This is a genomic window from Paenibacillus sp. FSL W7-1332 (assembly GCF_037969785.1).
Lineage (GTDB): Bacteria > Bacillota > Bacilli > Paenibacillales > Paenibacillaceae > Paenibacillus_AQ.
Window position 1 is genome coordinate 6,534,909 of sequence record NZ_CP150209.1, and the last position, 17,060, is coordinate 6,551,968.

Annotated in this window: 19 protein-coding genes and 1 riboswitch; of the genes, 5 read left to right on the forward strand and 14 right to left on the reverse strand. The window is 50.5% G+C overall.

Annotated elements, in window-relative coordinates:
- Nucleotides 1–36: 36 nt before the first annotated feature.
- The 3 genes from MKX98_RS29765 to MKX98_RS29775 form a co-directional block, all read right to left on the reverse strand.
- Nucleotides 37–1,260, reverse strand: coding sequence for a response regulator (locus MKX98_RS29765; protein ID WP_339220006.1), 1,224 nt, complete (start codon nt 1,258–1,260; stop codon nt 37–39).
- Nucleotides 1,253–3,052: a sensor histidine kinase gene (locus MKX98_RS29770; protein ID WP_339220008.1), complete on the reverse strand. Its 1,800-nt coding sequence runs from the start codon at nt 3,050–3,052 to the stop codon at nt 1,253–1,255. Before MKX98_RS29770 ends, MKX98_RS29765 begins: the two co-directional genes overlap by 8 nt.
- Before the next feature lie 287 nt (nt 3,053–3,339).
- The gene (locus tag MKX98_RS29775) at nt 3,340–4,074 is read right to left on the reverse strand and encodes a ThuA domain-containing protein (RefSeq protein ID WP_339220011.1); all 735 of its coding nucleotides are present in this window, start codon (nt 4,072–4,074) and stop codon (nt 3,340–3,342) included.
- Between the two features lie 159 nt (nt 4,075–4,233).
- Here MKX98_RS29775 and MKX98_RS29780 point away from each other — a divergent pair, with 159 nt between their 5' ends.
- A complete protein-coding gene (locus MKX98_RS29780) occupies nt 4,234–5,112 on the forward strand; it encodes an AraC family transcriptional regulator (RefSeq protein ID WP_339220013.1) in 879 nt (292 codons plus the stop codon).
- A gap of 498 nt (nt 5,113–5,610) precedes the next feature.
- Here the strand turns inward: MKX98_RS29780 and MKX98_RS29785 are convergent, their stop codons facing one another.
- Both MKX98_RS29785 and MKX98_RS29790 read right to left on the reverse strand, forming a co-directional pair.
- The gene (locus tag MKX98_RS29785) at nt 5,611–6,273 is read right to left on the reverse strand and encodes a ribonuclease H family protein (RefSeq protein ID WP_339220016.1); all 663 of its coding nucleotides are present in this window, start codon (nt 6,271–6,273) and stop codon (nt 5,611–5,613) included.
- Nucleotides 6,274–6,301: 28 nt separating this feature from the next.
- Nucleotides 6,302–6,526 (reverse strand): hypothetical protein, encoded by a 225-nt coding sequence (locus MKX98_RS29790; protein ID WP_054404324.1) that lies wholly within the window; start codon nt 6,524–6,526, stop codon nt 6,302–6,304.
- 167 nt (nt 6,527–6,693) lie between these two features.
- Between MKX98_RS29790 and MKX98_RS29795 the strand changes: the two genes are divergently transcribed.
- On the forward strand, nt 6,694–7,653 hold the full coding sequence (locus MKX98_RS29795) for a YafY family protein (RefSeq protein WP_339220018.1): 960 nt from the start codon (nt 6,694–6,696) through the stop codon (nt 7,651–7,653).
- Nucleotides 7,654–7,729: 76 nt separating this feature from the next.
- A complete protein-coding gene (locus tag MKX98_RS29800; protein WP_339220020.1) occupies nt 7,730–8,251 on the forward strand; it encodes a DinB family protein in 522 nt (173 codons plus the stop codon).
- Nucleotides 8,252–8,380: 129 nt separating this feature from the next.
- Here MKX98_RS29800 and MKX98_RS29805 read toward each other — a convergent pair whose 3' ends face one another.
- The 9 genes from MKX98_RS29805 to ehuB are packed head-to-tail and all read right to left on the reverse strand — an operon-like array spanning nt 8,381 to nt 15,092.
- Nucleotides 8,381–8,911 carry a DUF2179 domain-containing protein gene (locus tag MKX98_RS29805; RefSeq protein ID WP_015737571.1) on the reverse strand — a complete coding sequence of 177 codons (531 nt, stop codon included), beginning with the start codon at nt 8,909–8,911 and terminating at the stop codon, nt 8,381–8,383.
- On the reverse strand, nt 8,908–9,816 hold the full coding sequence (gene thpD / locus MKX98_RS29810; protein ID WP_194544659.1) for an ectoine hydroxylase: 909 nt from the start codon (nt 9,814–9,816) through the stop codon (nt 8,908–8,910). Before thpD ends, MKX98_RS29805 begins: the two co-directional genes overlap by 4 nt.
- 14 nt (nt 9,817–9,830) lie before the next feature.
- A complete protein-coding gene (locus tag MKX98_RS29815; protein WP_339220023.1) occupies nt 9,831–10,223 on the reverse strand; it encodes an ectoine synthase in 393 nt (130 codons plus the stop codon).
- On the reverse strand, nt 10,220–11,512 hold the full coding sequence (gene ectB, locus MKX98_RS29820; protein WP_339220024.1) for a diaminobutyrate--2-oxoglutarate transaminase: 1,293 nt from the start codon (nt 11,510–11,512) through the stop codon (nt 10,220–10,222). Before ectB ends, MKX98_RS29815 begins: the two co-directional genes overlap by 4 nt.
- Before the next feature lie 16 nt (nt 11,513–11,528).
- The gene (gene ectA, locus MKX98_RS29825; RefSeq protein WP_071219716.1) at nt 11,529–12,041 is read right to left on the reverse strand and encodes a diaminobutyrate acetyltransferase; all 513 of its coding nucleotides are present in this window, start codon (nt 12,039–12,041) and stop codon (nt 11,529–11,531) included.
- Nucleotides 12,042–12,066: 25 nt separating this feature from the next.
- A complete protein-coding gene (gene ehuA, locus MKX98_RS29830) occupies nt 12,067–12,924 on the reverse strand; it encodes an ectoine/hydroxyectoine ABC transporter ATP-binding protein EhuA (RefSeq protein WP_339220026.1) in 858 nt (285 codons plus the stop codon).
- A 14-nt stretch (nt 12,925–12,938) separates the two neighbouring features.
- On the reverse strand, nt 12,939–13,601 hold the full coding sequence (gene ehuD, locus MKX98_RS29835) for an ectoine/hydroxyectoine ABC transporter permease subunit EhuD (protein ID WP_220683839.1): 663 nt from the start codon (nt 13,599–13,601) through the stop codon (nt 12,939–12,941).
- A 2-nt stretch (nt 13,602–13,603) separates the two neighbouring features.
- The gene (gene ehuC / locus MKX98_RS29840; RefSeq protein ID WP_339220028.1) at nt 13,604–14,257 is read right to left on the reverse strand and encodes an ectoine/hydroxyectoine ABC transporter permease subunit EhuC; all 654 of its coding nucleotides are present in this window, start codon (nt 14,255–14,257) and stop codon (nt 13,604–13,606) included.
- 1 nt (nt 14,258) lies between these two features.
- Entirely contained in the window at nt 14,259–15,092 is an 834-nt protein-coding gene (gene ehuB, locus MKX98_RS29845) for an ectoine/hydroxyectoine ABC transporter substrate-binding protein EhuB (protein ID WP_339220029.1), read from the reverse strand.
- Nucleotides 15,093–15,469: 377 nt separating this feature from the next.
- Nucleotides 15,470–15,615: riboswitch (cyclic di-AMP (ydaO/yuaA leader) on the reverse strand.
- A gap of 562 nt (nt 15,616–16,177) precedes the next feature.
- On the opposite strand from ehuB, the gene MKX98_RS29850 reads away from it, so the two are divergent.
- Together MKX98_RS29850 and MKX98_RS29855 are read left to right on the forward strand one after the other, a co-directional pair.
- Nucleotides 16,178–16,300, forward strand: coding sequence for a hypothetical protein (locus MKX98_RS29850; protein WP_339220030.1), 123 nt, complete (start codon nt 16,178–16,180; stop codon nt 16,298–16,300).
- 50 nt (nt 16,301–16,350) lie between these two features.
- A complete protein-coding gene (locus tag MKX98_RS29855) occupies nt 16,351–17,004 on the forward strand; it encodes an exosporium glycoprotein BclB-related protein (protein ID WP_339220032.1) in 654 nt (217 codons plus the stop codon).
- The last annotated feature ends 56 nt before the right edge of the window (nt 17,005–17,060 follow it).

Below are 17,060 nucleotides of genomic sequence, written 5' to 3' on the forward strand. Positions count from 1 at the left end.
CAAAGGCCTTCTATATCTGAGACTCTCACATAAATATTACATTCCATGTGATACCATCATCCTTTTACGGTATTCCGTCGGCGTTTCTCCAGTATATTTACGGAAAATTTGACTAAAATAACGGGAATCCTGATACCCCACGGCAAGCGAAACCTCATAAATCCTCACATTCTCGTCCCCCAGCAATCTTTTTGCCTGCTCCATTCTTAACCGAGTTAAATATTCTATAAAGCTAACGCCAAGCCGTTTGCGGAACAGGCGGCTGAAATGGGCCTCGCTCAAGTGAAACCGGGCAGCCAGCTGTTGCAGGCTGATATCTTCGTTAAAATGATGCTGGACATACGCCTCCACTTGCCTGAATCCTTCCGAAAAATGCACGGCAGCATCATCCAGATGTTCGATGTCACCGTATACGGACACCCCGCTCTGTTTACCTGCGGCTCTATGCCTGACAACCTCTAACGCTTCCCGATATGCTCGGTCCAACTGCTCAAGCCCTCCATACGATAGACTTACCCCGACATAGACTGGCGCTTTGCCAAATCCGGTGACGATTTCCTTCAACATATCCACTGCCTCTTCTTCAGCCGGAATAATGCACGCTCTTTGCAGCTCATCTATCATAATCAAGGGACCGTAAATGCGGGTATACAACCGTTCCTTTAAATGTTGCCGCCGCTCCTCGCCGTCTTCCTCCATCTGTACCACGACAACCCGTATCTTCTGTGCGCCAGCGGTCTCATCCAGCCATTCCTTCAGCATCTCCAAGGAAGTCGTATCCGTGATTCCGAGCATGCTGTCATGAATCAGCTTCTGAACAACGAGCGATTCCCTGTCCCTTTTCCAACTCTGCAGCTGCTCCATGACGCTGGCATGCTGCCTCGTCCGGACAAGATCCTTACATACCTTGTCGATTGCCTTTACCAATGTATCGGGATCTGTCGGCTTCAACACAAAATCGGAGGCTTTGAGTTTGATCGCCTGCTGGGCATAAACAAAATCGTCAAATCCGGTAAGAAAAATCACCTTCAGCTCCGGACAGAACTCCTGGGCCGACCATGCCAACTGAAGACCGTTCATGCCAGGCATTCGAATGTCAGAGATGAGAATATCCGGCTGATGCGCCTGAATTTGCTGCACAGCCTGTTCTCCATCCGCCGCTTCACCGACCAGAACACAATTCAGCGCCTCCCAATCGATCGTATGCTTTAATCCTTCGCGGATCATCCACTCATCATCGGCAATCAGAATTTTAAACATCCCTTACCGCCTCCCGTATAATCGGTATACTCAGACTGACTTTGGTCCCTTGACCCGGCAAGCTATCAATATGCAGAACATAGGCATGTCCAAAATGCAGTTCCAGCCTCCGCAAGAGATTATGAAGTCCGATTCCGGTCGTGCTGGTCCCCTCACCGGAAACGTACTCTCCCCGCAGGATTCGCTGCAGTTTATCCGGAGCTATCCCGAGTCCGTTATCCTCCACCACGAACTGCACCCGCTCTCCCGTCAACCGGCCGGAGATAAGCAGACTGCCCTGACCGGATTTCATCTCGAGTCCGTGGTTGATCGCATTCTCCACCAGCGGCTGAATCAGCAATTTGGGGATGCATAAATCCAGAATGCCTTCATCGATCTCCACCGAAATCGTAATTTTATCCCGATAACGAATTTCTTGGATTGTCAGATAATTGCGAATTTGCTGCATATCCTCACGAATGGGGATAACGGTATTTCCTCGCCGAATGCTGAAGCGCAGCAGGCTGCCCAGTGAAACCGCGATGCTGCTGATCACCTCAATCCTGTGAATCCGCGCCATCCAATTGATGGAATCCAGCGCATTGTATAAAAAATGGGGGGTGAACTGGGCATGAATCGCTTTGATCTCCGCCTCCTGCACCTTTAGCTGCTTCTCGTACACCTGGTTAATCAATTCCTTGATCCTCTGAAGCATCCGGTTAAAGCTTCCGCCCAGATGACCAACCTCATCCCGGTACTTGGAATCGAAAGTGACCTCAAGGTCCCCCTTCTCAACCTGCCTCATCAGTCGACGCAGCTTGTGGAGCGGTCGGGTAATATAATCGGACAACAAGAAGGCCGTGCAGTAGGAGATCAGCACTCCGAATATGACAATGAATATCGTGAAATTACGAATGCTGGCGCTCTCACCGGTTAAAGCGCTGACAGGAACCACATTGATCAATTTAAAACCATGGGTATCGGATGTATCGTAAATGACCATGTGTTCAACAGCCTGTTCTTTTATTCGGAAGAATCCCTTTCTTTCTTGCAGAATGGTGGAAAGGTAAGGTTTCTGGAGGCGCGTACCGACCTCCAGTTTGGAGAGATGGCTGGAAATGATATATCCTTTGTCATCCAAAAGATACACTTCTCCCCCGTCATACCTGTAAGCCTTTTCATATTTATCCGCGAGGGCAGGCTCCATAATGTCCACGATGAAATACCCCAGTGGTTTGCCAGTATCAATCTGCTTAAGCAATCGGCCCGAGCTAAGGACCGCCCCGTAATCCTCGAATTTTTTCAAGGAGTAATGGCTATCCCAGACCACATCGCCGCCGGCCAGCCTTGCTTTACGAAAAAGCCCCCAATCCGCGTTATAACGTAGATAGGAGCTTGGTATAAATTTCCCCGTAAAGTAACGGTCGCCGTTCTCTCCGAGCACATACAGCTGGATATCCCATGATTTAAAGCCGAGGAAACTGTTCAAAATGGTAGCGACCGTCTGCTGGTCGCGGTATTTCTCTTCCACGCTTCGAGCTGCCGGCTTGGACAGAATCTCCTGAATATCTTTATTGCTGTACAGATACATGGACAGCTGTTCAATATCTTCGACGAAGTAATTAAGACTGTAGTTGATTTGAGAAAGGTTCTCCAGAATGATTTCATTGGCTTTGGTCTGGATTTCACTGGAGGCTTTACGAATGGAGAAAATGCCTAGCATTGCGAGAGGGATGATCGCAATCAGTAGAAACAGCAGCAACAGCTTAGTCTTCAGCTCCATGGCATGCAAACGATCCATCCAATAGTTCATGACTGGCTCACCCATTTTCACTCGAATTTCAGATTAATATAGCATAAAATATCGAATGCACCAATCCTCTGGCATCAATATACTGATTTATCTCAGAGAGGAGCCCTGATTCCGCAGCTTTACCGTTTATGGCTAGCATGCCCGTTGAATCGGAGAAGCTCTATGTCTTCAGCCAATAAAAATACACCCCTAAGAATTTCATCGGTTAAACCCAAGGTTTAATCCAATCTCCATTTCAAGGGGTGCACTTCAACCCATATACGGATGTCGTCTAGCGAGGCTAAACTTTAGATCAATGCTTTGTACTCCAGCGGAGATACCCGGCCATAGGAGCTCTTCGCGCCTTGGATCGGCGCCGCCCAGGCCACGGCGTTGGCAATTACCTGTTGAATTTCAGGTTGATGGTAAGTAGGGAATGCTTCATGACCCGGTCTGAAATAGAACAACTTGCCGCGTCCGCGCTTGTAGCAGCAGCCGCTGCGGAACACCTCGCCGCCTTCGAACCAGGAGACAAACACCAGTTCATCCGGTGCCGGGATTTCAAAGCGCTCACCGTACATTTCCTCCTGCGGAACCTCGATATATTCTCCAAGTCCGCTTACGATCGGATGGCTGGGATCGATGACCCACAACCGTTCCTTCTCGCCGTCATCGCGCCATTTCAGGGCGCCTGTGTTCGTGCCGAGGAGGCGCTGAAAAATCTTCGAGCCGTGACCGGAATGCAGGACGATGATTCCCATGCCGTCCAATACGCGCTGACGCACTTTTTCCACGATATCATCCCGGACTTCACCGTGAGCCACATGCCCCCACCAGATCAGAACATCCGTTGAAGCGAGCACCTCATCCGTCAAGCCGTGTTCCGGATCATCCAATACGGCGGTGCGTACGACGAACTGTGCATCCTTTCCCAGAAAATCGGCAATCGTACGGTGGATGCCTTCAGGGTAAATCTTAGCGATCTGTTCATTATGTCTCTCGTGCCGGTATTCATTCCATACCGTTACATTGATATTAGCCAAGGGTAGTGGCCTCCTTTAATATTGAAATCCAGCGACCTCTTATACATTCATCCTAAGTATAGGCTGTGTTACAATGAACGGGAATGTGTGAAAGTTACTCTTTTTGTACAAAAACGACTTCGCGTTTTTTTGGGAGAGAGGGTGGAATGCGTGCTATCGATGAACGCTGACTATGTGCCGAGAATCAAACTGATGGGATTTGTCTCCTACAAGAACCCCTGGATTCATTTTAAGCGGAACACACACGAGTATATTCTGTATTTCGTGAAGAGCGGCGAGCTTCATATGCGGGAGAACGGCGTTTCCCATGTGCTCAAAAAAGGCGACTTACTGGTCCTTGAACCGCATTTGGACCACGAGGGAACCCAAAAGCATTCCTGCGACTACTACTATATTCATTTTGAACACCCCGATATTCGTCAAGCGCCCGAGCGTCCCTTACCCTTGCTGGCCAAGCAGTGGATCATGGGCGAGAACGAGACGGCAGGCAAGAACGACAGCAGGCAGCTATATTTCCCCAAGACCTGCACGCTAACCCAGAAAAAAAGCCTTCATCATATGTACCATGTCCTCGGCGAAATGCTGCAGCTATATAGGCGGAAGCACTTTAACCGCAGTTTGACCGCGCTCAAATTCATGGAAATGCTGATCGAGCTGTCCCGGGAGAGCCTGTTCGATGAGCTGGAGAAGAGCAGCCCGCATACCAAGTCCTATATGAAGGTGCATGCACTGCTCGACTACATCCATGAACATTACGCCGAGAAAATCATCAGCTCGGATATCGAACAGCGCTTCGAATGCAATTATGATTACATCAATCGGGTATTCGCCAAGCTTACCGGTCATACGATCATGCGATATGTGAATCAGGTACGAATCAATCATGCAAAGGAATTAATCGAGGCCACGCACCTTAGCTTCGGTGAGATCGGGTATCTGACCGGCCTGGAGGATCCATTCTATTTCAGCAAGATCTTCAAAAAATACGTCGGCATGTCCCCGAATCAATACTATAAGCAGGTCCGCGAGAAGGAATAAGCTTGGCTTACCCGTTGCTGGCTCCCTGCGTTATGGTCGTCGTATCGTCGTGGATAGAACCAAGGAAGCGTTTAACGGTTGACCTTCGGCGTTGGGGATAACCCGCCACCCCTCCAAGTTAATAGGGAGTTATCCTTGCACTTCTCCACATTTGTTCACAAACGCTGGATAACTTCCCTGAAATAAAATATCGGAAATTCAGTTTGTGTGGAACGAACGGGGATAATGTTCATAACTCTGTGTATAACGAACTTATTCAAGATGTTATGCACAGTTCTTCCGGTGTGAGGTAAGTCTTTTGTGTTAATTATCCACATGCGTTGATTTGGATTTTTCCGCATGAACCCGGAATCATGGCATATAAAAAAAAGCGAGAACAGGGAAGCCTCCTCCCTGTCTTCGCTTTTTAATAGTAAGGTGCCCGTCCGCTCATAAAGACGTCGATATCTAAAACCACCCTTTACATAGCTTCGAACGGCTCCCTTCTGCTCTCCCTCGTTACTTGCGCCCGTAATCGGCCTTAATCTCGCCCCAGCTCTTCGTTTGCCATTTCAGCACCTTGTTCTCATATGTATTGGTTCGAAGCCAGTGCTCGGCCCGGTCCACCAGATCCCAGATCTCTTGGGTTGACTCATCGCGCGGAAGCGTGGAGACCACCTTCTTCTGCTTCAGCCATTTGAGCGCATTCATGGAATCGCTGTACACCGTCTTGGTGCTGCCGATTTTCTTCAAATAAGCCAGTGCGTGGACGATGGCCAGAAACTCGCCGAGATTGTTCGTTCCCTTCGAAATCGGTCCGCATGAGAACAGAATATCTCCCGTCTGCGTATCCACGCCTTTGTACTCGACGGGTCCCGGGTTTCCTCGCGTCCCCACATCTACGGAAATGCTGTCATAATCGATCTCACCCGGTTCTTCGGCAGCAGATGCGCTGCTTCGCTTGTAGTTTTTGGAGCCTGAGCTGCCCGATTTGCCTCCGGACTGCTGCCCCCAGTAATTTTTATAACCGGCCGCATAGGCCTGTTCCGCTTCGCTCCGGGATTCAAACGCCTTGAACTTCGCACCTGTAAACTGATTGACCTGCTGCTGGCAGTCGCCCCAGCTTGTATAAATTCCGGGCACTTTACCTACCCAGACTACATAATATTTTTGCTTCGCCATCCTAAACCTCCATCCTGAACTAACCTCTCTAGCGTACTATATCACATCCTCCGAAACCAACAAAAAAAGCGCCATCGTCTCCGATCCGCTTTCTGTGTTTGATCTTATTCAATTGTTCCTGTTTCGTCGGCTTTACTCTCACATGCTGTGACAGCGCACTATAATCTTCGTTGGTCTTTCTCATTGAGACGGCTGACCATGTTCCGGCACGTTCCGCTTTGCGGAGCGCTTTTTGCGTTTTGGTACGGGCCATAAGGCTCACACTCCTTGTATTATAGAATTCCCTTATATTGTACGGCAAAATGGATGGGAATGGAACAAAAGGCAGTCTGGGATTTCCTCTCCTTCTTCAGAAAACCTATGATATAATACGGAATCATTGGAGATTAGGCCAATTAAGATAAGAGGGGTTGAAGCGATATGAAACTAGAGCGGCTCATATCCATGATTTACATGCTGCTGAACAACGAGATCCTGTCCGCGTCTGCCCTGGCAGAGAAATATAACGTGTCCCAGCGAACCATATACCGCGACATTGATGCAATCTGCGCAGCCGGCATTCCCGTTGTATCGTATCAGGGAGTGAACGGCGGTTATGGCATTATGGAGCAATACAAGATGGACAAAAGCTTGCTTGGCTCCTACGATGTCAGCGCCTTGATCACCATCCTGCACAGCATGTCCACGGTGTTTGAGGATGAACGGGCCATGGATACCATTCAGCGTTTGCAGACCATTGATCGTTCCGCCAATTCGGCATCGCAGGGATTGTCCATGGATATCGGGAGCTGGCGCTCTTACAACGAAAGCCTCCGACTTCTTCGCCGCGCCATTACCGACAAGCATGTGATCTCCTTTCAATACATAAGCGCCAAGAATGAACGCATTCACCGTAAAGTCGAGCCCCTGCGACTCATGTATAAATTCGGCTCCTGGTATTTGTACGGTTTCTGCAGAACAAGGGCCGATTACCGCGAATTTCGAATTTCGAGAATATCAGAGCTGTCTCCCTCCGCCGAGCCCTTTTTGCACCAGCATTCGGAGGAGCACACGCACGGTCCTCATCTTCAAGAGCAAAATCCGCACGACCGAGGGGAGCAGCATCCCTGGGAGCCTTCATCCGATGCGATGGAAGTCATCATTCACGTATCCCCCCGGGCCTTGGCCAGAGCGATGGATCAATTCTATGATGTACAGCGGGAATTTTTTGAAGACGGCTCGCTCCGTCTCACGTTCAAGGTCCAAGATCCGGATTCCTGGTGGTTCTGGTCGACCCTGCTAAGCTTTGGTGAGGATATCGAGATCCTTGAGCCGGCTTGCTTAAGGACGCTCATGCAATCCAAATTAGAAAAAATGCTGCAGGTATACACAAAAGTATGACAGTCCGCTGTCATACTTTTTTATTTACAATGTTCCCAAGAAAGCAATAACGAAGAAGCCAAAGGGGACGATCACGATGAATTATCCTGTAAAAATGTATGAGTACCATGTATGGGCCAACCAAGCGATATTCAACCGTCTGCTGGAGCTGCCGGGGGAATTGCACAATCAGAAAATAACGAGCATTTTCCCAACCGTATCCGAGGCGTTGATTCACATTTACACGGCGGATCTTGGATGGATCAACATTTTGTCCGGGATGGATATGCAGCAGGCTTTAACAGAGACCTTCCAGCTTCGGGAAGAGCTTGAGTCCATTTCACTGGAGGACCTAAACCTCCGGTTTATCGAACTATCCGAACGATTCACGGCCTTTCTGGGCCAAAATCCTGACCTGGAACGGATGATCCGATTGGATAATCCTTATGCCGGGATCCGGGACACCCGCCTCTCCGAGATCATGCTTCATGTCGTGAACCACGGCACCTATCATCGTGGAAATATTGCTGCCATGATGCGCCAGCTCGGAAGCTCCTCCGCGATGACCGACTACGCTTTTTTTTGGTACCAGAGTGAACCGGAGTTGGTGCTTGCCTAAATAACTCGCAGCAATATCGGCAATCCCCTGATCCGAATTCCATACCGGTTCAGGCCGGCAAAAGCCGCAGCCAAAAAGCCTGCTCCGAACGGTCCGAAGCAGGCTTTCCTGTTTCTAGTTAAAAGCGTGCTACAATTTGCGCCCCTCCGTCAATCGTACCCAGAAGCCGCCTTTAAAGCTCTTCGGTTCATGAGAGATAATGAACGCCTGCGGCGACATTTTGGATAGTGACTCCATCAACCGCCGCTCATTCTTCCGTTTCACGAGAACTTGAAGCACGAGCCGTTTGCCATCCTTACCGTCCGCTTCCCAGGCAGTCACGCCATACCCCTTCTCCCGCAGGTTCATCGCCAGGTTCGTCTCAACGGAATTCACGATAACCTGTACCACGATGTACCCGAGTGCCAGATACTCTTCGATCCGACTGCCGGCATATACGCCAAGGCCGAAGCCCAGGCAATAGGCCGCCATATTAAAGGGATTGTCCAGATTTTGCAGGACGAGATTAAGGCCGAGCAAGTAAACGAATACCTCCAGCATGGCCAGGAGAGAGGCGATCCCTCTCCTGCCTTTGATCATCAGAATCAGACGCAGCGAAAAGATCGAGACATAAACCACGTTGATGCCGATGATGGAGCCGATAAGTGACAGCGAGATCATAAAGAATCGCGGGTGGCGATGTACTCTGGTCTTGGCTTCTGGCCCGAATACGGCTGCTTGACCTTATTCTCCACGCTGTTGTAAACCATAAAGATATTGCTGCGCGGCATCGGCGTAATATTGCTGTTCGAACCGTGCATAATATTGCAGTCAAAAATCACGATTGAACCGGCTTTACCGACAGGCGTGTCGATACCGCTTTTCTGCACCATGCGTGTCAGGCTGTCATGATCCGGAACGCCGTATTCCTGTTTGCGCAGGGAATCCTTGAAGTGATTCTCCGGCGTTTGGCCGATGCAGGCCACGAATTCCTTATGCGATCCAGGCACAACCATAAGCGGTCCGTTATAAGAGTAGTTATCCTCCAGAGCAATGGAGCAGCTCAAAGCTCTCATACGAGGCATGCCATCCTCAACATGCCATGTTTCGAAATCAGAGTGCCAATAGAACTCTTTGCCCGTGAAGCCCGGCTTGTAATTAATCCGCGATTGATGGATATACGTCTCGCTTCCCAAGAGATACTCCATGATCGCCAAGAGTCTCGGATGCCGGGACAGCTTCTTGAACACTTCATGGCTCTCGTGCACCGCAAAGACCGATCGAACTTCGTTCCCACCCGGCTCCCGGATCACTTCATCCTTATCCAGCTCTCTTGCCGATACCTGCAAACTGCGGGCTTCCGCCTGATATACCGACAGCTCCTCTCGACCAAAGAAGTCTTCCAGGAATAAATATCCGTTGCGCTCATAGAAGTCGGATTGCTCCTGCGTTAACGCAGCATCCGGCGTCCATTCCGAATGAACGACAGGATCCTGTCTCTTTAGGATCCGGGGTTCCGAATGCACTCTTGAAGGATAAACGTCCAGTTCTTTTTCCTGAAGGGCCGACACATGATTATTACTCATCGCATATCATCTCCTTAGTCCAAAATTGGGGCAAGCAGCGGGTAGGTTCCTTCCTCGTCATGAACTTCAGCGCCTGTAAGCGGCGGATTAAATACGCAAACCATCCGCATCTGCGAACGAGCTCTCAAATAATGCTTCTCGTGACCGTCCAGCGCATACATCATGCCTGGGGAAATAGGGTACGTTTCACCCCCGACAATCTCGATTTCCCCCTCGCCTTCGATGCAGTACACGGCTTCGACGTGGTTTTTGTACCAGATCAGCGTCTCCGTTCCCGCCTTGATGAGGGTATCATTGAGCGAGAAGCCCATGCCGTCTTTTGTAAGCAGAAGCCTCCTCGAGTTCCATGTCTGGGTATCGATATCGTCTTTGGTATCCACGATCTCTTCCAAATGTTTAACAATCATGACAACCTCTCCTCTGCTGCTAATTGTTTCATACTGTTCTCAAATATCCCCAATCCCTCTGCCAATGTGTTCATTTCAATCGTAAGCGGCGGCATTAGCTTTGCCACTTCGCTATACGGACCGGACGTTTCCATAATCAGTCCATGCTCGAAGGCCATCTCGGACAGCCTGCCTGCGAGCTCCGGCTTATCGAAAGCAACCCCCTGAATCATGCCTCTGCCGCGGATTTCGCCGCCGAGCTGAGGATAATACTTCACAACGCCTTCCAATGATTGGCGAATCCGATTTTCCCTGATGCCGATATCAAGCTGAAAATCTTTCGTTTTCCAATAATTCAGCGCTTCGGCTGCGGCAACGAATCCGAGATTATTGCCCCGGAAGGTACCGTTATGCTCCCCCGGCTCCCAAATATCAATCTCCGGTTTGATCAGCGTAATCGCCATCGGCAAGCCAAAGCCGCCAATCGATTTCGAGAGGCATATGATATCCGGTTCAATACCGGCATCATCAAAACTAAAGAACGGACCGGTTCGGCCGCAGCCCATCTGGATATCATCCAAAATCAGCAGCATTCCCTTATCCTTGCAGATGCGCGCAAGCTTCTGCAGCCATTCCCGGCTGGCAGCGTTCAATCCGCCTTCCCCCTGCACCGCCTCGACGATCACTGCGGCCGGCAGCGGAATTCCGCTTCCCGGATCATCCAGAAGTTTCTCCATATATGCCATCGTATCCACGTCGTCACCAAAGTAACCGTCATACGGCATAAACACGGAGTGACTTAGATCCACGCCGGCACCCTGGCGCTTGAAGGAGTTGCCGGTTACCGCCAGCGATCCGAGCGACATGCCATGAAAGGCATTCGTGAAGCACAGAACGGTGCTGCGCCCTGTCACTTTACGGGCGATTTTGAGCGCGGCCTCTACGGCATTCGTTCCGGTCGGACCGGGAAACATCACTTTGTGATCCCACCCGCGCGGCTTCAGGATGACCTCCTGAAATCGGGTCAGAAACGTTTCCTTCGCACCCGTAGCCATATCCAGGCTATGCGTGACGCCATCCTTCAGGATGTAGTCGACTACCTTCTCGCGAATCTTCTCACTGTTATGTCCGTAATTCAAAGCCCCGGCTCCCGCAAAAAAATCAATGTATTCATTCCCCTGCGTATCCCACAGCTTCGCATTTCGGGCCTTGTCAAAAACCGTCTGAAAGCTCCGGCAATAACTTCTTACTTCCGATTCCAGCTTGTTAAACACAGTAAGCTTCGGTTTCTCCATGACTTGGTTGTCCATAGTTCCCTCCAATTGTTTAAATGTCATTGAAAAAGGGGCCAATCACGAATAACGGCTCATCTTCATGGGACGTTCCATCGGGGAACATCTCTGCTCCATAACCTACGGTTACGGTGCTGGGAATGGATTTCTCCTCGGCATAACCGAGAAACAAACGACGGGACGCCATGTTACTCGGCGATACCGTAGCTTCAATGTAACGGACGCCATGGCATGCCTTCTGATTCATCAGATTTGTCAGCATTGCCTTTGCAACGCCTTGCCTCCGATGCGAATTAGCAACGGCCACTTGCCATACGAACAGCGTCTCCGGATTGCGAGGAGAACGGAAGGCGGAAATAAAACCGATGATATCTCCTTCATGCTCGGCAATCATGCAGGTATCATGGAAGTAATCTCCAAGCAGCATGTAGCAATAGGGAGAGTTCAGATCAAGCGATCCGGTGTCGCGTATAAGCTCCCACACCCGGGTACCATCCCGGGCTTTCGGTCTTCGGTAAACAATTTCGGTATCGGTATCCACAGCCATTCTATACAATCACCTCTTTCCAGAACTAATTTCCGTTGGAACGGAATCGCTGCAGGAAGCTCTGCAGCCGCTCGCTCTGGGGATTATCGAATATCTCCTCCGGCGTGCCCTGCTCAACGATCCTTCCCTCGGCTCCGAAGATGACGCGGTCCGCGATTTCCTTCGCAAAATCCATCTCATGCGTAATCAGCATCATGGCCATTTCGCCTTCCTCCGCGATTTCCCGGATGACCTCCAGCACTTCGCCGACCAGCTCGGGATCAAGCGCCGAGGTCACCTCGTCAAACACCATAACCTTTGGCCGCATGACCAGCGCTCTGGCGATGGCAACCCGCTGCTTCTGGCCCCCGGACAGATTGGACGGGTACATCTTCAATTTGTCGGCCAAACCGACCTTACTGAGCATGGAGACGGCCCGCTCCTCCGCCTCCTCCTTGGATAAACCCAGCACTTTGCGCGGGGCCTCCGTCACATTCCGAAGCACGTTCATGTGCGGGAACAGATTGAAATGCTGAAAGACCATGCCGACATTGCAGCGCATCCGTTGCAAATGCTTTTCATTGGCCCGAACCAGCTTGCCCTTCTCTTCCATATGCCAGAGCAGCTCACCATCAACCTCGATGGTTCCCTCGGTGGGTTCTTCCAGCGTCATCAGCATCCGGCCCATCGTTGTTTTGCCCGATCCGCTTGGACCGATCACAGCCACCTTTTCTCCAGGCTGCATCTCCAGATCGATGCCTTTAAGCACCTGTAGATCACCAAACGACTTGGTCACGCCGGTATATTTCACAATCGGCTTTGTACCCGTAGCGGTAACGGGATTTCCCTCCTGCTGCGGCACCTTCGACGCTTCCGCCTGCTCATCGATCACAACGGCATTCAATTGATTCCCTCCTTTTATTTTCCACGCTGCAGATTCATGCGTTTTTCCAGCCTTTGCACAAGCAATGAGGCGATATAACTGATGACCAGGAACAGAATCCCGACCATCGTATACGGTTCAAATGCACGGAACGACTGCGACACGATATTTTTGGCCGTCAGCATCATCTCCACAAGCGTTATGGCGCATAGAATCGGCGTCTCTTTAAACATAACAATCAAATAATTACCCAGTACCGGAATGATCGGCGGCACCGCTTGCGGCAGGATAATACTTCGCCAGGTTTGGGCTTTCGTGTAATTCAGTGCTGTGGCAGCCTCCCATTGTCCCTTCGGCACTCCCTCGATTCCGGATCGGTACACCTCGGACAGATATGTGCTGTAATGCAGCCCGAGACCGATCACCCCGGCATAGAAGGCCGGAATGGAGATTCCGGTAAGAAGCGGCAGGCTGTAATACAGGAAGAAGACCTGCACCAGCAGCGGTGTATTGCGAATGAATTCGATCATTCCTTTGGTTATTAGTGACAGCACCTTAAACCGACTCCGCGCTGCAAAAGCAAGCAGCAATCCGATGATCAATGCCACCGCGAAAGCGCAGATCGTCACCCATACCGTCATTTTTAATGCACTCAAGAGCTGGGGCAGGATATCCCATACATAGTTCCAATCCCACATGACTATAACCTCCCCGCTGTCCATTTACGCTCCAGCAGTCGAACTGCCAGCGAAACGAGCGTAGCAATGACAAAATACATGAGGAGCAGCAGCACCAGAATCTCGGTCGTCCAGGAGATGTAATTATTGCGGAGCACCATCGCCTGATACGTTAAATCCGCCATCGTGATGAAATAAACCAGTGAGGTGGATTTGATGAGCTCCACAAGCTGATTCCCGAAAGGGGGAAGCATTCGCAGGGACGCTTGAGGCAATATGACATTCCACAGTCTTTGCCAAGGCTTCAGATTAAGCGCTACAGCGGCTTCCCATTGTCCTTTCGGAACGGCCAACACGGCGCTGCGAACGATTTCCGAGCCGTATGCGCCGAAGTTCAGCCCGATCGCGAGGATCGCAGCCAGCATTTTCGGAAGCTCGACGCCGATGAACGGAAGGGCGAAATACAACCAGAACAGCTGCACCAGCAAGGAGGTCCCCCGAAAGACTTCCACGTACCCGGCTGTCAACGTGCGAATGATCCACAGCTTCGACAGTCGGCATAACCCGGCTGCAAAGGACATCACGACCGCAAGAATGGCTGAAAAGAAAGCAACTACAATCGTGATCTCCGCCCCTTTCAACAGCGTAGGGAGAAAATCAATCCACGAATTCGGCATGCTATTCCCCGCAAAGGGCAGCGGCCGTCATCTCGCCCGGGAGCTCTTCTTCTGTGAACCCGAACTTCTGCAAAATTTCCAGCAGCTCGCCCGACTCCTTCATTTTTTGAAGCTCCGCATTATAAGCCTCCTGGAACTCGGTATCCGCTTGGCGGAAAGCCGTAGCTCCATAACCGCGAACGCTTTCGCCGTCGATGATCGGCTGCTCGAAATCAGCCACGCGTTCGATGCTGTCGTCGCTGGCCGAATCCAGCATCGCCTGCAGGGACGGCCCCGTCATGGTAATTGCATGCACCCGGTCTGCCTGAAGGGCGCTAATGGCCGAGGCTTGATCGGGGACCTGCACAATCCGGTCCGTAGGAATACCGGACTTTTCCATGTAGCCGATTTCGACCGCACCGGTCATAACGGCGACTTTAGCTTGGTCATGATTGGCAATATCCTCATAACTTCCGAGTCCCAGCGGATTCCCTTGCTTCACCGCAATGGCTTCCCCGATGCTGTACTCCGGATTAGCAAACAATACGGCAGAGCAGCGATCCGGATTAATGAACATGCCTGCGGTAATTAGATCAAACCGCTCGGCCTGCAGTCCGGCAACCAGCGATCCGAATTCCGTAAGCTCTCCCCTCATTTCCTTGATGCCAAGCCGCTCCAAAATAACCCTCGCAATCTCAACCGCTTCTCCTGTCAGCTCCCCGTTGGCCTCTTTATAGGCATAAGGCTTCTCATTCGCAAATCCCACGGTGATATACCCCTGCTCAATGGCTTGCTCCAATGTACTCCCTTTGTCGCCGCAAGCCGCAAGCGACACCCCCATAATCAATGACAACATCAGTACAACCACTCTCTTCAAAACTTCCCACAACCTTTCATTATGACTTTGGTATTCTTAAAAATGGCATGTTGAAATTATCCATGTTAACACATATGTTAACTAGGATTTAAGCATATTCAGATACCTTGCATGGGTCGGACCTTCAGGGAAGATGATTCATCCATCTCCTTCCACGCTTAAACCCAATGCCATCTGACCGATTTAATTGGTTTTGGTTAAACATTTGCAGGCCTTGCCCCTCCTCTTTAGCAGAATACAAAAAGACCACCAAACAGGGGATCTAGACATAGCTCCGCCAGCAGGGGGTCAAAAAATAGAGAAAAGGCCCCTAAAGAGAATTAAGGGCCTTTGTTATGAACATCCATTATGTATGCAAGACCCATCCACTGCTGACGAGGTTAGCTGACGGACTCGGGTAAGATGGTACCCTACACTCGTGATTCCAAGTGACTCGCCCCTGATGAAACTGGTTCCCCCGCTTTCCGGAAAATGTATGCCGGAAACTAAGCGTGTGTCCATGATAAAGGGAACTTCAGGAAAAGTCAAACCCCTTTAACCGCTTTTTCTGGAAATTCAGAGGCGGAAGTTCCGCTCTTCCAGGGCCTATGACAAGCATGAAAAATGCCTCATTCAAGCCTCTCCCCCAACGATGTAGTAATTTTATTCCAGTCTCATTTTTCGCTATATAGCAGGCATTTGCCATGCCTCCCTTACTCATTCATGTGGTGGATCGTTTATGCCATGAATTACATTCGGATTGTGAAAGCTTTCCCCACACATTTACGGCGTAAATACAGCGCAAATTTTTTTTTGAACCGCTGCGTACCGAGCCTATGAATATCGTAGGGAAATCCGAAATTCATCCTATAGTTTTGCTATTCGTCAATAGATGAATGCCTCCGAGGCTAGCGTACATTCTGGAAATTATAGGTGTTTATCTATCATTTATGCGCTATTAACCCATGCCGTACCGAGAGTATTTGCGTAGTATAGAACAAATCTAAAGGAGGTGCTTCATTTGGAACGTTCTTCTAGAAAGAGAAAATTGTGTGCTCTTAAAAAAATAGAGAAAAAAGTCATTCATGCGAAGAAAAAGCATTGCCCGTCTCATGGTCATGGTGATCATAAAGGCCACGGAGGTCGTAAAGACCATGCTTGTATTGTTAAAAAGCGTCGATGCCCAAAAGCTATCCGTGGACCTGTAGGTCCTCAGGGTCCTATCGGACCGGTTGGACCGGTCGGACCTATCGGGCCTGTGGGACCTGCCGGACCGACAACTGGTATTGCAGGACCTGCTGGACCTGCTGGACCTGTCGGGCCTGTCGGACCTGCGGGACCTACTGGAGCTACTGGAGCTACTGGGGCAACAGGGGCTACAGGAGCAGCCGCCGGAGGAGCCATCATCCCATTCGCATCCGGCATACCGCTTGCTCTGACCACCGTTTTAGGCGGATTAGTCGGATCCGTTGGTCTCGTAGGATTTGGTAACTCGGCCAATACGTTTACGCTGGCTGGCGGTACGATTGACCTCACTGGAGCCGCTGGAACTCTGCTTAACATGGCGTTTAACACGCCACGAGCCGGTACCATCACTGGCATCTCCGCTACCTTTAGCACTACTGTGGCGCTTTCCCTGCTGGGAACTACCGTTACAATTACAGCACAACTGTACAGTGCGCCGGCTACAAGCAACATTTTCGCACCGGTACCAGGCGCTCTTGTTACGCTTGCTCCGCCTCTTACGGGCGTTCTCGCTCTCGGTACGGTAAGCAACGGCTTCGTAGAAGGCCTGGCTATTCCGGTGCCGGCCAATACACGCCTGTTAATGGTATTCTCGGCAACCGCAGCTGGCGCAACACTTGTCACTGCAGTGGCAGGTTACGGCAGCGCTGGTGTCAGCATTATATAAGTTTCGTTTTCCACCTGCAACAAAAAGCCCCGATTTTATATCGGGGCTTTGCTTTA

Coding starts and splice junctions, on each gene's coding strand:
- MKX98_RS29765 (WP_339220006.1), bottom strand. CDS start 1,260: ATGTTTAAAATTCTGATTGCCGATGATGAGTGGATGATCCGCGAAGGA.
- MKX98_RS29770 (WP_339220008.1), bottom strand. CDS start 3,052: ATGAACTATTGGATGGATCGTTTGCATGCCATGGAGCTGAAGACTAAG.
- MKX98_RS29780 (WP_339220013.1), top strand. CDS start 4,234: ATGAACGCTGACTATGTGCCGAGAATCAAACTGATGGGATTTGTCTCC.
- MKX98_RS29785 (WP_339220016.1), bottom strand. CDS start 6,273: ATGGCGAAGCAAAAATATTATGTAGTCTGGGTAGGTAAAGTGCCCGGA.
- MKX98_RS29790 (WP_054404324.1), bottom strand. CDS start 6,526: ATGGCCCGTACCAAAACGCAAAAAGCGCTCCGCAAAGCGGAACGTGCC.
- MKX98_RS29795 (WP_339220018.1), top strand. CDS start 6,694: ATGAAACTAGAGCGGCTCATATCCATGATTTACATGCTGCTGAACAAC.
- MKX98_RS29800 (WP_339220020.1), top strand. CDS start 7,730: ATGAATTATCCTGTAAAAATGTATGAGTACCATGTATGGGCCAACCAA.
- MKX98_RS29805 (WP_015737571.1), bottom strand. CDS start 8,911: ATGATCTCGCTGTCACTTATCGGCTCCATCATCGGCATCAACGTGGTT.
- thpD (WP_194544659.1), bottom strand. CDS start 9,816: ATGAGTAATAATCATGTGTCGGCCCTTCAGGAAAAAGAACTGGACGTT.
- MKX98_RS29815 (WP_339220023.1), bottom strand. CDS start 10,223: ATGATTGTTAAACATTTGGAAGAGATCGTGGATACCAAAGACGATATC.
- ectB (WP_339220024.1), bottom strand. CDS start 11,512: ATGGACAACCAAGTCATGGAGAAACCGAAGCTTACTGTGTTTAACAAG.
- ectA (WP_071219716.1), bottom strand. CDS start 12,041: ATGGCTGTGGATACCGATACCGAAATTGTTTACCGAAGACCGAAAGCC.
- ehuD (WP_220683839.1), bottom strand. CDS start 13,601: ATGTGGGATTGGAACTATGTATGGGATATCCTGCCCCAGCTCTTGAGT.
- ehuC (WP_339220028.1), bottom strand. CDS start 14,257: ATGCCGAATTCGTGGATTGATTTTCTCCCTACGCTGTTGAAAGGGGCG.
- ehuB (WP_339220029.1), bottom strand. CDS start 15,092: ATGTTGTCATTGATTATGGGGGTGTCGCTTGCGGCTTGCGGCGACAAA.
- MKX98_RS29850 (WP_339220030.1), top strand. CDS start 16,178: ATGCGAAGAAAAAGCATTGCCCGTCTCATGGTCATGGTGATCATAAAG.